Annotated in this window: 12 protein-coding genes; 5 read left to right on the top strand and 7 right to left on the bottom strand. The window is 67.6% G+C overall.

What is annotated here, in order from left to right; genetic code table 11:
- The first annotated feature begins 15 nt into the window (after positions 1-15).
- Positions 16-375, top strand: coding sequence for an MmcQ/YjbR family DNA-binding protein (locus tag MRBLWH12_RS00860; protein ID WP_363545040.1), 360 nt, complete (start codon positions 16-18; stop codon positions 373-375).
- Positions 376-666: 291 nt separating this feature from the next.
- Positions 667-2,232, top strand: a complete 1,566-nt coding sequence (locus MRBLWH12_RS00855) for an HNH endonuclease signature motif containing protein (protein WP_363545037.1) — start codon at positions 667-669, stop codon at positions 2,230-2,232.
- A 110-nt stretch (positions 2,233-2,342) separates the two neighbouring features.
- Here the strand turns inward: MRBLWH12_RS00855 and purH are convergent, their stop codons facing one another.
- The 3 genes from purH to MRBLWH12_RS00840 all read right to left on the bottom strand — a co-directional run bounded on the left by purH (position 2,343) and on the right by MRBLWH12_RS00840 (position 6,114).
- Positions 2,343-3,950, bottom strand: a complete 1,608-nt coding sequence (gene purH / locus MRBLWH12_RS00850; protein ID WP_363545035.1) for a bifunctional phosphoribosylaminoimidazolecarboxamide formyltransferase/IMP cyclohydrolase — start codon at positions 3,948-3,950, stop codon at positions 2,343-2,345.
- A 37-nt stretch (positions 3,951-3,987) separates the two neighbouring features.
- On the bottom strand, positions 3,988-4,587 hold the full coding sequence (gene purN / locus MRBLWH12_RS00845) for a phosphoribosylglycinamide formyltransferase (protein ID WP_363545033.1): 600 nt from the start codon (positions 4,585-4,587) through the stop codon (positions 3,988-3,990).
- A 150-nt stretch (positions 4,588-4,737) separates the two neighbouring features.
- On the bottom strand, positions 4,738-6,114 hold the full coding sequence (locus tag MRBLWH12_RS00840; RefSeq protein WP_363545031.1) for a DUF6350 family protein: 1,377 nt from the start codon (positions 6,112-6,114) through the stop codon (positions 4,738-4,740).
- A 91-nt stretch (positions 6,115-6,205) separates the two neighbouring features.
- Between MRBLWH12_RS00840 and MRBLWH12_RS00835 the strand changes: the two genes are divergently transcribed.
- Both MRBLWH12_RS00835 and MRBLWH12_RS00830 read left to right on the top strand, forming a co-directional pair.
- Positions 6,206-7,684 carry an NCS2 family permease gene (locus MRBLWH12_RS00835; protein ID WP_363545028.1) on the top strand — a complete coding sequence of 493 codons (1,479 nt, stop codon included), beginning with the start codon at positions 6,206-6,208 and terminating at the stop codon, positions 7,682-7,684.
- A 153-nt stretch (positions 7,685-7,837) separates the two neighbouring features.
- Positions 7,838-8,773: a homocysteine S-methyltransferase family protein gene (locus tag MRBLWH12_RS00830; protein ID WP_363545026.1), complete on the top strand. Its 936-nt coding sequence runs from the start codon at positions 7,838-7,840 to the stop codon at positions 8,771-8,773.
- A gap of 24 nt (positions 8,774-8,797) precedes the next feature.
- Here the strand turns inward: MRBLWH12_RS00830 and MRBLWH12_RS00825 are convergent, their stop codons facing one another.
- Positions 8,798-9,199: a VOC family protein gene (locus tag MRBLWH12_RS00825; RefSeq protein WP_363545023.1), complete on the bottom strand. Its 402-nt coding sequence runs from the start codon at positions 9,197-9,199 to the stop codon at positions 8,798-8,800.
- A gap of 73 nt (positions 9,200-9,272) precedes the next feature.
- Here MRBLWH12_RS00825 and MRBLWH12_RS00820 point away from each other — a divergent pair, with 73 nt between their 5' ends.
- Positions 9,273-9,848: a TetR/AcrR family transcriptional regulator gene (locus MRBLWH12_RS00820; protein ID WP_363545020.1), complete on the top strand. Its 576-nt coding sequence runs from the start codon at positions 9,273-9,275 to the stop codon at positions 9,846-9,848.
- Between the two features lie 88 nt (positions 9,849-9,936).
- Here MRBLWH12_RS00820 and MRBLWH12_RS00815 read toward each other — a convergent pair whose 3' ends face one another.
- The 3 genes from MRBLWH12_RS00815 to sucC all read right to left on the bottom strand — a co-directional run bounded on the left by MRBLWH12_RS00815 (position 9,937) and on the right by sucC (position 13,028).
- Positions 9,937-10,731, bottom strand: a complete 795-nt coding sequence (locus MRBLWH12_RS00815) for a hypothetical protein (RefSeq protein WP_363545017.1) — start codon at positions 10,729-10,731, stop codon at positions 9,937-9,939.
- 200 nt (positions 10,732-10,931) lie between these two features.
- Positions 10,932-11,834 (bottom strand): succinate--CoA ligase subunit alpha, encoded by a 903-nt coding sequence (gene sucD, locus MRBLWH12_RS00810; RefSeq protein ID WP_341975626.1) that lies wholly within the window; start codon positions 11,832-11,834, stop codon positions 10,932-10,934.
- A gap of 27 nt (positions 11,835-11,861) precedes the next feature.
- Positions 11,862-13,028, bottom strand: a complete 1,167-nt coding sequence (sucC, locus tag MRBLWH12_RS00805; protein ID WP_341975627.1) for an ADP-forming succinate--CoA ligase subunit beta — start codon at positions 13,026-13,028, stop codon at positions 11,862-11,864.
- Positions 13,029-13,156: the final 128 nt, after the last annotated feature.

The raw sequence follows: 13,156 nt of genomic DNA, 5'->3' as shown, positions 1-13,156 counted from the left end.
TCGTGCGGTCTGAGCATGGCGGCGATCGAAGACGTGCGGGCTCTGGGCACCGAGTTGGAGCGTTCCTACCCGGTGCGCGTACGCGGAAGATTGAAGTTCCGCGTCGGTCAGCTCGTGTACGTCGCGTTCTCCCTCGACGAGAGCGTGATGGGGTTCGCGTTTCCGAAGGAGGAGCGCGAGGCGCTGGTCGGAGGAGATCCGCGCAAGTTCCAGATGCCGTCGACGTCGGACCTGCGATTCAACTGGGTGCACGCGGAACTGGCAGCGCTGGAACCTGCGGAGGCTCGCGAACTCGTCGTCGATGCGTGGCGAATGGTCGTCCCGAACAAGCTCGCTCGCGCCTACGATCTCGCTCATCCGGGCGGCCCGGGTTGAGAGCTCGTTCGGTCGGGGAGCGATATCTCGACTCGCTGGCGCTCGCTCAGTGCGGGTCTCCGCGAGCGAAACGCGCCCCCTCTCATTCGGACGTTGAGCGACACTTCGGCTCGCTGGCGCTCGCTCAGTGCGGGTCTCCGCGAGACGAACGCGTTGTCTCTCCTGGTCGTTGAGCGAGCGAAGCGAGACGAAACGCGTCATGATCAGCACGACTCCGAGAAAGTCGAAAAAGTTTCTCTGATCGGCTCTTTTCGGGGCCTCAATGTCAGTGGCCCTCGGCAGAATAGAGGTATGAACAACCCCGCACCTCTCCTCGATCAGGTCGTTTCCGACCTGGATCGGGTGCTGGGTGCGGATGCTCTCGGGGCGCTGTCGGATGCCGACCGGATGCATGTTCTTCGTATCGCCGGTGAGGCGTTCCGCCGCATCGAGGCGGTCGTGGTCGAGACGACGGCCGGAGCAGAACCCGGGTTCCCGGAAGACTTCGGATGCCGGAACATGAACGAGCTCTTGCAGCGGGTGCTGCGTGTCGACGCGCCGGGGGCTGCCCGGGTCGTGAAGGCCGCGGACATGGTGCACCGAGATGTCGAACTCACCTCCGGCGCACGACTGCCGGCCCAGTGGCCGTCGTTGCGCGGCTCGATGCTCGAGGGGACGATCGGGATCGCTGGGCTGCTCGCCGCTGTCGGTCCGATCGAGCGGGCGGGGGTTCGGATCGGTGCGGCTGATCGGTTGCGGGCGGATGCGGAACTCGCCGGCCAGGCCCGCGGGTACGTCCTCGCTGATGCCGATGCCGATGCCGACTTCGGCGAGCGGGCGGATGCCGATGCTGTGCCCGCTGATGTGGCGCCGCAGGCGACGCCAGAAGATCTGAAGCAGTTCGCGCAATTGATCGCCCTGTATCTGGATCCGGACGGGTCCGCGCCGTCGGAGGCGGAGGCATCGCAGTCCCGGTCGTTCACCGTCGGGAGGCTCCGCAACGGCACCTACCCGGTCCGCGGGAACATGCTGCCCGAGGTCTACGCCCAGATGCAGCTGATCTTCGACGCCCAACTGAACCCGAAAACCGACGGACCCGCAGACCTCGGCGTGACGTTCCGCCCTTCCGACGAGATCGACGGCGCCAGTGACGGCGAGGCTGGCACGGATCCGTTCAACTCGGACCCGCGGAACGTGATCGACCCCCGCACCCGCGCCCAGAAGCAGCACGACGCCCTCGCCGCAGCACTGGGCATCGCGGCCCGACACGACGAGATGCCCAGTTTGGGTGGTGCGGCACCGACCTTGGTCGTGCACATCGACGCTTCAGACTTCGCCGCGGGCACCGGGGCTGGGCGTGGATCAGTCAACAACGCCAACGCCGACGCGGGCCTCATCGCCGACACCGACACCGGAACCGGAGCGGGATTCGCGGCCGGTTGGGCGACCATCCCCGGCGTTGACGCTCCGGTCTCGGCATCCGTCGCCGCCCACACCGCCTGCACCGGCACGATCCAACGGGTCCTGTTCGATGAGGGCCGCATCATCGGCATCAGCGTCACCGACCGGGTCTTCACCGTCCATCAACGCCGCGCGATCGTGCTCCGCGACAAGGAATGCCTCATCCCGGGCTGCCACGTCCCGGCCTCCTGGTGCGAGATCCACCACGTGACCGAACACGCCCGCGGCGGACCCACCCATACCGACAACGGGGTGCCTTTGTGCTGGCATCACCATCGCACCCTCGACAGATCCGGATGGGAGATCCGCATGATCGGCGGCATCCCACAGATCCGCGGACCCGCATGGTGGGACCCCACCCAGCGATGGCGCACCCCACGCGCCACCCTCCACACGCCCACCCGCACCCGCGTCTGATCGCGCACTGCGGCACGCTCAGCGAACCTGGGACCAACTCAGCGAACGAGTTGATGCGCTCAGCAACGGCGCGCCTCGGCGAGCTCACCGAGGCGCAGACTCCGCCCCCCTCAGTGGAAGAAGTGACGCTCCCCCGTGAAGAACATCGTCACGCCGGCCTTGCGAGCGGCATCCACGACCTCTTCATCGCGCACCGAACCACCGGGCTGGACGATCGCCGAGATCCCCGCGTCGATGAGCACCTGCGCACCGTCGGCGAACGGGAAGAACGCGTCGGATGCCGCCACCGAACCAGCCGCCCGATCGCCCGCGCGCTCGACCGCCAGACGGCAGGAGTCGACCCGGTTGACCTGCCCCATTCCCACGCCCACGGTGGCGTTTCCGCGCGCGAGGACGATCGCGTTCGACTTCACGGCGCGACAGGCCTTCCACGCGAAGATGAGATTCTCCATCTCCTCCTCGCTGGGCCGCTCACCCGACACCAGCTCCCAGTTCTTCGCGACCGACCAGATGTCGTCCGGGAACCGGTCGGCGTCCTGGAGCAGCAGACCACCGGAGACGAGACGGACGTCCATCCGCTCCTGCTGCCAGTCCTCAGGCAGCTGCAGCAGGCGCAGGTTCTTCTTCGCCTTGAAGACCTCGAGAGCGGCCGGTTCGAACGCCGGCGCCACGATGACCTCGGTGAAGATGTCCTTGAGGTTCTCCGCCATCTTCAGGGTGACGGTGCCGTTGGCAGCGATCACTCCGCCGTACGCCGAGACCGGGTCGCACTCGTGCGCGCGCAGGTGCGCACTCGCGATCGGGTCGAGCGCGTTCGGTGCCGTCGTCGCGATGCCGCACGGGTTCGCGTGCTTGATGATCGCGACCGTGGGCAGCACCATGTCATACGCGGCGCGCAGCGCCGCATCGGCGTCGACGTAGTTGTTGTACGACATCTCCTTGCCCTGCAGCTGCGTGGCCTGGGCGATGCCGTGGCCACCGACGCGCGAGTAGATGGCCGCGCGCTGATGCGAGTTCTCGCCATAGCGCAGGGTGGCGAGGCGCTCCGCCTGGATCGTGAGGTGCGCCGGCAGGTCGCCGGGTTCGTTCAGTGTGCCCTCGGCGAACCACGACGCGACGGCCGTGTCGTACGCCGCGGTGTGCGCGAAGGCGCGAGCGGCGAGCTCACGTCGCTGCGCGTGGGTCGTTCCGCCCGAGCGAATCGCGTCGATGACGGCCGAGTACGACGCCGGTGAGACGACGATCGCGACGTTGGCATGGTTCTTCGCGGACGCGCGCACCATGGCGGGTCCACCGATGTCGATCTGCTCGACCACGACATCGCCGACGGCACCCGATGCGACCGTCTCCACGAACGGGTACAGGTTCACGACGACCAGTTCGAACGGCTCGATACCGAGGTTCTCGAGCTGCCCCTCGTGATCTTCCAGACGCAGGTCCGCAAGGAGCCCCGCGTGCACGGCCGGGTGCAGCGTCTTCACGCGGCCGTCCAGCATCTCGGGAACGCCGGTGACTGTCGAGACATCGGTGACGTCGTATCCCGCCTCGCGGATCGCGGCTGCCGTCGAGCCGGTCGAGACGATCTCGGCGCCGGTCTCGGCGAGAGCGGCGGCGAGCACCAGCAGGTCGGTCTTGTCGCTCACCGAGATGAGCGCACGCCTGATCGGCACCGCATCGCGATCGCGGTACAGCGAGGGGTCGTGACGGGGGCCGGCCATGGAGGGCTCCTTCAGCGTGGGGACGTGCGAGGGGTGGTCAGGGAATGATCGAGGATGCTGGGCTCAGCGGAAGCTCGCCGGTGGCGACGCGACGGATGACGTCGATGAGGAGGCGGCGTTCGACAGGCTTGATGCGGTCGTGCAGGCTGTGCTCCGTGTCACCCGCGAGGATCGGCACGCGCTCCTGCGCGAGGATCGGACCGGAGTCGATCCCGTCGTCGACGACGATGACGCTGGCGCCGGTTTCGGTCACGCCTGCGGCGAGCGCATCGCGGACGCCGTGCGCACCCGGGAACTCGGGGAGGTACGCCGGATGCGTGTTGATCAGGCGCGGCGAGTACTCGGCGACGAGAGCCGACGGCAGCAGGCGCATCAGTCCGCTGAGAACGACGAGATCCGGCGTCCAGACAGCGAGCTGGCGTCCGAGCTCCTCACCCCAGGCCTCGCGACTCTCGTGCTCGTGCCAGGGAACGGTGAAGCTCGGGATGCCGAACTCTTCGGCGTTCGCGAGCCCGTCGGCTTCGCGATCGGCACCGACGACGACGACCCGGGCCGGGAAATCGGGGTGACGAGCAGCCTCGAGGAGGGCACGAAGGTTCGAGCCGGTGCCCGAGATGAGAACGGCGACCGTGAGCACCTGCCCAGTCTACCGGGGCGGGACCGGGCGTCCGTTCGGAATACCGGTCGTCCGGCCGTCCCACGTGCATGGCCGGACGACGAATCGTTGTCCATTTCGTCGCATCCGGTCATGCATCCGTGCGATGGTCATGCAAGCTGCACGCAGCTTTCACGGTTTCGGGTCGAACCCAGGGCCCTTGAACGCGTCGCGGATGTCATCCAGCGGGACGGTTTCGTGCGCGGCATCGACCTGGACAGCGCCGACCGCTGTGGAATCCCCGCCGATCGCCGCTTCGGATGCCGCGGTCTCCGCCATCCAGCGGTCGGTGCGCTCCTCCGCCAGTTCGTCCCGATGCCGGGGCGAAAGCAGCAGGATGGCCGCACCGATCAGCACCTCGACCCCGATCGCCAGCGCGAAGGGACCGACCGCGGGACCGGCGTCGGCCAGCCGCCCCGGCCCCATCGAACCGCCGGCCAGCACGGCGGCCACCGCGGCGACTCCGGCGGACAGTGCCGCGATACCTGCGGCGATCGCCGCCCGCGGTCCGGTGCGCAGCGGCGTGCCTTCCCAGACCAGTCGGGATCTCACGGCCCAGCCGGCGACGGCACCGGCAGCGATCGGCACGATCACCACGACGAGCATCCAGATCGAGCCGTTCTCCGGAAGCAGACCCAGCACCGGGATGCCGGGGACGACCCCGAGCTGCGTGCCTGCCGGCGACACAGCGGTTCCGAGCCCGACCGAGAACCCCGGGCCCGCCAGCCAGGACGCCGCCCAGACGATCAGGGTGGGCAGATAGGCGAGGTGTCCGAGGGCGAGCACCGCCACGCCGAGGAGGTCGACTCGGGCCGCCTCGAACAGTGCGACGACCTCTCCGCCACGCAGCATCACCATCACCGCGACGCCCAGCGCCGATGCGCCCGTGATCGCGACCACGGCGAAAGCCGCCCCACGCACCGCGGCCGCAGGTACGGCGCCCCAGTCGCCCCAGGAATCGAAGATGTCATGCAGGCGGTCCAGGAGCCCGCCGTCGCCGTCGTCCCAGACCACGCGGAGCGCACCGGCGAGAGCACCGGCGAGGTACACCGCCGAGGGCAGCAGGATCGAGAGCAGCAGCGAAGTCTCTGCCGCATCCAGCCGAGAGGTGAGGGCGACACCGGTCGCGATGAGGGCGAAGGCCGCCGTCCCCGACAACGATCCCAGCAGCCATGCCCCCGACCGCGCCGCACGTGCTCCCGAGCGCGCCGCGAACAGCAACGTGAAGAGGAGGAAAGCCAGCGGGGTGACCGACAACGCGAAGGAAGCTGCCTCCTGGGCGATGCCGACCGCGACGATCACGTCCTTCGGCACGGTGATGTCCAGCGGAACGCCGTGCCCGAACTGCCAGAGCGTGCCGGTGAGCGGCCAGAGCGCACCCCAGTCGGCCGTGACGCCGAAGGCAATCGTCCACAGCAGGGTCAGCGGCGCCAGGAGCACGGCAAGACCGACGCCTGCCGCAATGGCAGCGTCGACGGCGGCCAGGAGCGCGACGAGAAGGCGTTGCATATCGATTCGAGACTACGACGAGAACCCCTGCTCCTCCTGTGGGCGCGCGCGTCGTGCGCCACACGATAACGTCATCAGCGGAGGTTCCCCGATGACAACTGCCCCGCCCACCGCCCACGCTCCCGCCGAGCCCGCGAACGCCCTCGACCGATTCTTCGAGATCAGCAGACGCGGCTCGACGATCGGCACCGAGATCCGAGGCGGACTGGTGACGTTCGTCACGATGGCCTACATCGTGATCCTGAACCCGATCATCCTGTCCGGCAAGCCCGACGTCGCCGGGAACATGCTGGACTTCAACGCCGTGGGCGCAGCGACGGCGCTCACGGCCGGCGTGATGACCATCCTGTTCGGTGTGGTGACGCGCCTCCCCTTCGCATTCGCGGCGGGGCTCGGCATCAACGCCTTCGTGGCGTTCTCGGTGGTCGGGCAGGTCACCTGGCCCGAGGCCATGGCGCTGGTCATGATCAACGGCCTGGTCATCGTGCTGCTGGCAGCCACCGGCCTGCGCAAGGCGATCTTCGACGCGGTGCCGTTCCAGCTCAAGATCGCCATCACCGTCGGCATCGGCCTGTTCATCGCGTTCATCGGCTTCGTCAATTCCGGGTTCGTCACGGCGACCGGCACCTCGTCGCCGCCCGTCGGCCTCGGCGTGGACGGCTCGGTCGCGACGATCCCCAGCCTGCTCTTCGTGATCACACTCATCCTCACCGGCATCCTCGTCGCCCTCCGCATCAAGGGCGGCATGCTGATCGGCCTCATCGGCGGCACGGTGCTCGCCGTCATCGTCGAAGCGATCTGGCACATCGGCCCGCGCGCCTTCGACGACGAGGGCAACGTCGTCAACCCCGGCGGCTGGGGCCTCACGGTCCCCGCGCTCAACGGCTCACCGGTGAGCTTTCCCGACCTCAGCCTCGTCGGCGCCGTCGACTTCACCTTCGACCTCGGCAAGGTCAGCCTGGTCGCCATCGTGATGATCGTGTTCACACTGCTCTTCACGAACTTCTTCGACGCCATGGGCACCATGACCGGCCTCGCCAAGGAGGCCGACCTCGCCGATGAGCACGGCGACTTCCCGCGCATCAAGTCGGCGCTGGTGGTCGAGGGCCTCGGTGCGATCGCGGGTGGTGCGACCTCGTCGTCATCGAGCACCGTGTTCATCGAGTCCGGCTCCGGCATCGGCGAAGGCGCGCGCACCGGTTTGGCGAACGTCGTCACCGGCGTCATCTTCCTGATCGCGATGTTCCTCACGCCGCTGACCTCGATCGTCCCGACCGAGATCGCCGCCGCTGCCCTCGTCATCGTCGGAGCGATGATGATGGCACAGATCCGCTTCATCGACTTCTCGGAGTTCCGCGTGCTGCTGCCGGTGTTCCTCACCGTCACCGTGATGCCGCTGACCTACTCGATCGCGAACGGCATCGGCGCAGGCTTCGTCAGCTGGGTGCTCATCCACGCCTTCTCCGGCAAGGCGAAGAGCATCAGCCCGCTGCTCTGGGGCGTGGCGGCCGGATTCCTCATCTTCTTCGCCAGGGGCCCGATCGAGGCGCTGTTCGGCGTCGGCATCTGATCTGCGGATCGACGATGGGAGGGGCGGATGCTGCGGCATCCGTCCCTCTCGCGTTCATCACACACGGTCACCGCGATTCGCCCCCCTCAGCGGACCTCTGGCGCGGCCCGCGACGCTCTGCTAGACCGGAGGCAGTGAGGAGAAGGTGAACCGATGTCCGCACCCGATGTGGCCCGCGGAGCCCGCTATGTCACCGATGGCGGCCTCGAGACCGACCTGATCTTCCATCACGACGTCGACCTGCCCGACTTCGCCGCCTTCGTCCTGATCGACGACGGGCCCGGCCGGACGCTCCTGCGCGACTACTACCGTGGCTACGGCGAGGTCGCCCGCGCGCACGGCGTAAGTCTCCGACTCGAGTCGGCCACGTGGCGGGCGAGCCAGGACTGGGGGCCGCGGCTGGGCTACGATGCCGCCGCGCTTCGTCGGGTGAACATCGATGCGGTGCGCCTGCTCCACGAGCTCGCGGCGGAGTTCAGAGACCTGCCCGAGGTCCGCCTGGTCGGCACGATCGGGCCACGGGGCGACGGCTACGAGTCCGGTTCCTGGGACACGGTGACAGGAGCCGACGACGCCCTGACCTACCACCGGGCACAGGTGGGCGCGCTCAGCGAGGCCGGAGTGCACGTCATCGCGGCGTACACACTCACGGATCCTGCCGAGGCCATCGGTATCGTCCGCGCCGCGCGAGAAGCGGGGATGCCGGTGGAGATATCCTTCACCGTCGAGACCGATGGGCGGCTCGCTTCGGGGAGCACGTTGGAGGACGTGATCCATCGCGTCGATGCGACCGCGCCGCCCGACGGATATCTGCTGAACTGCGCGCACCCGGAGCATCTCGGCCGCGCGGTCGGCCCCACCGTGGCGGGCCGGATCATCGGCATCCGCCCGAACGCCTCACGGCTCTCGCACGCGGAACTGGATGACTCGGATCGGCTTCACGAGGGCGATCCCGAAGACCTCGCCGCCTGCACGGTCGAGCTACTGGATCGCCTCCCGGCTGTGCGGGTGATCGGCGGTTGCTGCGGCACGGACGTCCGTCACATCGCCAAGATGTGGCAGCGGCTCAGCGCGGAACCCTCACTCTGAGCCGCAGACATTCCGACGACGAGCTCAGGCGAAGGCGGCGGCGAACTCGGGAGACGGCTCGATCGGTTCGATGACGTCGATGAGCACGCCACCCGGCGCCTCGACGATGAAGTGACGCTGCCCGAATGCTTCATCGCGCAGCGGAAGCCGCTCGGCGAGGCCGAGATCGCCCACCATGCGTGCGTGCTCCGCGGCAGCATCCGGCACCTCGACGTTCAACAGGAGTCCCCGCACAGGCTCGCGGAAGCCGTCCGGAATCGTCTCGTGGCTGCGATCGAGGATCGCCAGTTCGCCGCCGCCGAAGCGCAGACTCACGTACCAGTCGGCTTCGAACGTCGTCTCGAAGCCGAGCACCTCGCGGTAGAACCGTGACGCCGTCGCAACATCGTCCACCATCAGCACCGGGTAGAAGCTCGTGATCTCCATGACTCTCCTTTACGTACACACTGTTTGTATCTTTCGTCTAGAATACATACACATCGCACGTAAAGGAACCCTCATGCCTCGAGCATCCGCCGCCGAAGCCGCCGAGACCGCCCGCAGGATCCTCGAAGCGGCAACCGCGCATTTCGCCGAATACGGAGCCGCCGCGGCATCGGTCGACGACATCGCCCGCGCCGCCGGCGTCACCCGCGGTGCTGTCTATCATCACTACGCATCGAAGCCCGGCCTGTTCGCGGCCGTCGCGGCAGCTCAGCAGCAGCTGATCGCCGACGCCATCATCGCCGCGACGGATGGGCAGGATGCGGACGCCGCCCTTCGCTCCGGCAGTCATGCCTTCCTCGATGCGATCACCCGTGGCGCGGCCGCCCGCGTTCTGCTCGTCGAAGGACCGGCCGTGCTCAGCTGGGCGGAATGGCGACGCACGGATGCCGAGGGCGCCGTGATGCACCTGCGCGACGGCCTGAGGGAGGTCGGGATCGAGCCCCGCCTGCTCGGCGCGATGACCGCAGCGCTCTCCGGCGCCATGAACGAACTGGCGCTGTGGCTCTCCGAGCACCCGGCAGACGATGCAGCGCGCACGCACGCCCACCGATCTCTCGATCTGATCCTGGACTCGATCATCCCCGCGTGAACGCGAGCCCGGGCATGAAGAAGGCCCCAGAGTGGAGTCCGGGGCCTTCTCTACGATCATACCGTCCGACTGGACGGATGCCGTCTGGTCAGAAGCAGCCGAGCAGCTGCGGGGCCTGCACGAGCATGTCCGCGTTCTGACGCGCCCCGCCGGTCACGTACGCGAGGGTGAACGTGTACGAGAAGACGACAGTCCCGCTCGATGTCGGCGTGAACGAGACGGTGGGCGTCTGCGAAGCGGCGAAAGCCGGGTACGAGGAAAGCGCGGCGTTGTCGACGGAGATGGCCTTGTTGCCCACGTAGCCCTGAACAGCGCCGGGAAGGACCACACCGGCACCGGCGATCGAGACGTCCAGATGCTGCGTGCCGAGGTGTCCCGCCGCGGTGTAGATCGGCAGCATGAACTGGTACGTGGTCCCCGCAGTCACGTCGACCGCGAACTGCAGTGCCACCGTCACCGGAGTCTGTGCGGCTCCGTCGGTGTTGTCGTGATCGTCGAGCGACATGAACCCGGGTTCGTTGACCTCGCCGCCGCCGCCCCACCAGCTGGCGGGCGTCGGCGCGACCGCGAAATCGGTCTGCACGAACCCGTTGACCGCGTCACCCGTCGGCGCCTTGGCGGGCGTCCACCCAGTGCCGAAGTTGCCGTCAGAGGTCGGAGACGACCCCACCGACCCGTTGCTGCTGAGGGTTCCGCCGAATACCTGGAATCCACCGACCGGGACGACGACGCACTCCGACGGCGTGGTGGTGGATGCGGAAGCCAACGGAGTGGCGACTGCGACGGCGATCACCGGCATCGACCAGGCAGCTGCTTTGATGACCGTTCGACGGTTGATGCCGTCACCGGATGTGGTGTGCGCGGGCGCGCGGAAATGCGTCAAGATACTCTCCCCAGAATTGTCGTAGAAAGGCCCCAGCGACCTGTGCGCGCCGAATGTGCGCGCTAACAGAGGAACGCTACCACGAAGTTAGGCAACCCGAAAAATCACCCTCAGGTTTGTTTCCGCAACGTCGAGAGTGCCCGCCGACCGCGCACGCAGAAGGCCCCGAGCCGAAGCCCGGGGCCTTCTGAAAGGTGCTGCTAGAGCGCCTCGATGATCTTGCGCATCAGGTCAGCGGTCTCGCTCGGCGTCTTGCCGACCTTGACTCCGGCGGCCTCGAGGGCCTCCTTCTTCGCCTGAGCGGTACCGGCCGAGCCGGAGACGATGGCGCCGGCGTGGCCCATGGTCTTGCCCTCGGGAGCGGTGAAGCCCGCGACGTAGCCGACGACCGGCTTGGTGACGTGCGCCTTGATGTAGTCCGCGGCCCGCTCCTCGGCGTCGCCACCGATCTCGCCGATCATGACGATCGCCTTGGTCTCGGGGTCGGCTTCGAAAGCGGCGAGCGCATCGATGTGCGTCGTGCCGATGACAGGGTCTCCCCCGATGCCGATGGCCGTGGAGAAGCCCAGGTCGCGCAGCTCGAACATCATCTGGTAGGTCAGGGTGCCCGACTTCGACACGAGGCCGATCGGTCCCTTGCCGGTGATGTTCGCCGGGGTGATACCGACGAGCGCCTCACCCGGGGTGATGATGCCGGGGCAGTTCGGTCCGATGATGCGGGTCTTGTTGCCCTTGCTCTGGGCGTACGCCCACGCCTCGGCCGCGTCACCGACGGGAACACCCTCGGTGATGACGACGAGCAGCGGGATCTCGGCGTCGATGGCCTCGATCATCGCGTCCTTGGTGAACGCGCCGGGAACGAAGGCGATCGACACGTCGGCGCCGGTCTCCTTCATCGCCTCGGCGACCGAGCCGAAGACGGGGAGGTCCACTTCGCCCTCGTGCGGCTTCTCGTGGGTGACGGTGGTACCGGCCTTGCGTGCGTTCACGCCGCCGACGATGTTCGTGCCCGCCTTGAGCATGAGCGCCGTGTGCTTGGTGCCCTCGCCGCCGGTGATGCCCTGGACGATGACCTTGGAGTCCTTGTTGAGGTAGATCGACATTTCTTCAGTCCTTGAGTCTCTTGGGCGTCAGGCGTTGGCGAGCTCGGCGGCCTTGTCGGCGCCCTCGTCCATGGTGGCGGCGACGGTGACGAGCGGGTGGTTCGCCTGCGCGAGGATCGCGCGCCCCTCCTCGACCTGGTTGCCGTCCAGGCGGACGACCAGAGGCTTGGTCGCAGCGTCGCCCAGGATCTCGAGCGCCTTCACGATGCCGTCCGCGACGGCGACGCACGAGGTGATTCCGCCGAACACGTTGACGAACACGCTCTTGACCTGCGGGTCCCCGAGAATGACATCGAGACCGGCGGCCATGATCTGCGCGTTGGCGCCGCCGCCGATGTCGAGGAAGTTCGCGGGCTTGACGCCGTTGTGGTTCTCACCGGCGTAGGCGACGACGTCGAGCGTGGACATGACGAGCCCTGCGCCGTTGCCGATGATGCCGACCTCGCCGTCGAGCTTCACGTAGTTGAGGCCGCTCTGCTTGGCCTTGGCCTCGAGCGGGTCTGCGGCGTCCTTGTCCTCGAGCGCTTCGTGCTCGGGGTGGCGGATCTCCGAGGCGTTCTCGTCGAGCGTGACCTTGCCGTCGAGGGCGATGATCTGACCGTCTTCGGTGCGCACGAGCGGGTTGACCTCGACGAGAGTGGCGTCTTCGCCCTTGTAAACCTCGTAGAGCTTCACGAAGACGTCGGAGACCTTCTCGATGAGGTCTTCCGGGAAGTTCGCGGCGCGAGCGATCTCGACGGCCTTCGCCTTGTCGATCCCCGTCAGCGGGTTCACCTCGACACGGGCGAGCGCCTCGGGCTTCTCGACGGCGAGCACCTCGATCTCCATGCCGCCCTCGACCGAGCACAGGCTCAGGTAGGAGCGGTTCGCACGATCGAGCAGCACCGAGAAGTAGAACTCCTCTGCGATGGCCGCGCCCTGGGCGACCATGACGCGCTTGACGACGTGGCCCTTGATGTCGAGGCCGAGGATCGCCTTCGCAGCCTCGTATGCCTCATCGGGAGTCTTGGCGACCTTGACGCCGCCGGCCTTGCCTCGACCGCCGGTCTTGACCTGGGCCTTGACGACGACGACACCGCCGATCTTCTCGGCAGCCGCTTTCACCTCCTCGGGAGTGTCCGCGACGATACCGGCGAGAACCGGCACCCCGTACTTCTCGAAAAGGTCTCGTGCCTGGTACTCGTAGAGATCCACGTGCAGTCCTTCGCTGGTTGCGGCGGGTGGGACGCGACAGAATGTCGGTTGCCGATCGATGAATCGACCCGAGAAACCAGCCTACTACTGGCTGAACGCCCCGCCGGACGGTCGTCGTCATGACTCTC

The sequence above is a fragment of the Microbacterium sp. LWH12-1.2 genome, assembly GCF_040675825.1.
Taxonomy (GTDB): Bacteria; Actinomycetota; Actinomycetes; order Actinomycetales; family Microbacteriaceae; genus Microbacterium.
Note: the sequence above shows the minus strand (reverse complement) of the source record. Positions and strands in the feature narration are given on the sequence as shown.

What these genes read in the sequence shown, in the direction of transcription:
- MRBLWH12_RS00860 (WP_363545040.1), top strand. Translation starts at nt 16, where the DNA reads ATGGCGGCGATCGAAGACGTGCGGGCTCTGGGCACCGAGTTGGAGCGT.
- MRBLWH12_RS00855 (WP_363545037.1), top strand. Translation starts at nt 667, where the DNA reads ATGAACAACCCCGCACCTCTCCTCGATCAGGTCGTTTCCGACCTGGAT.
- purH (WP_363545035.1), bottom strand. Translation starts at nt 3,950, where the DNA reads ATGGCCGGCCCCCGTCACGACCCCTCGCTGTACCGCGATCGCGATGCG.
- MRBLWH12_RS00840 (WP_363545031.1), bottom strand. Translation starts at nt 6,114, where the DNA reads ATGCAACGCCTTCTCGTCGCGCTCCTGGCCGCCGTCGACGCTGCCATT.
- MRBLWH12_RS00835 (WP_363545028.1), top strand. Translation starts at nt 6,206, where the DNA reads ATGACAACTGCCCCGCCCACCGCCCACGCTCCCGCCGAGCCCGCGAAC.
- MRBLWH12_RS00830 (WP_363545026.1), top strand. Translation starts at nt 7,838, where the DNA reads ATGTCCGCACCCGATGTGGCCCGCGGAGCCCGCTATGTCACCGATGGC.
- MRBLWH12_RS00825 (WP_363545023.1), bottom strand. Translation starts at nt 9,199, where the DNA reads ATGGAGATCACGAGCTTCTACCCGGTGCTGATGGTGGACGATGTTGCG.
- MRBLWH12_RS00820 (WP_363545020.1), top strand. Translation starts at nt 9,273, where the DNA reads ATGCCTCGAGCATCCGCCGCCGAAGCCGCCGAGACCGCCCGCAGGATC.
- sucD (WP_341975626.1), bottom strand. Translation starts at nt 11,834, where the DNA reads ATGTCGATCTACCTCAACAAGGACTCCAAGGTCATCGTCCAGGGCATC.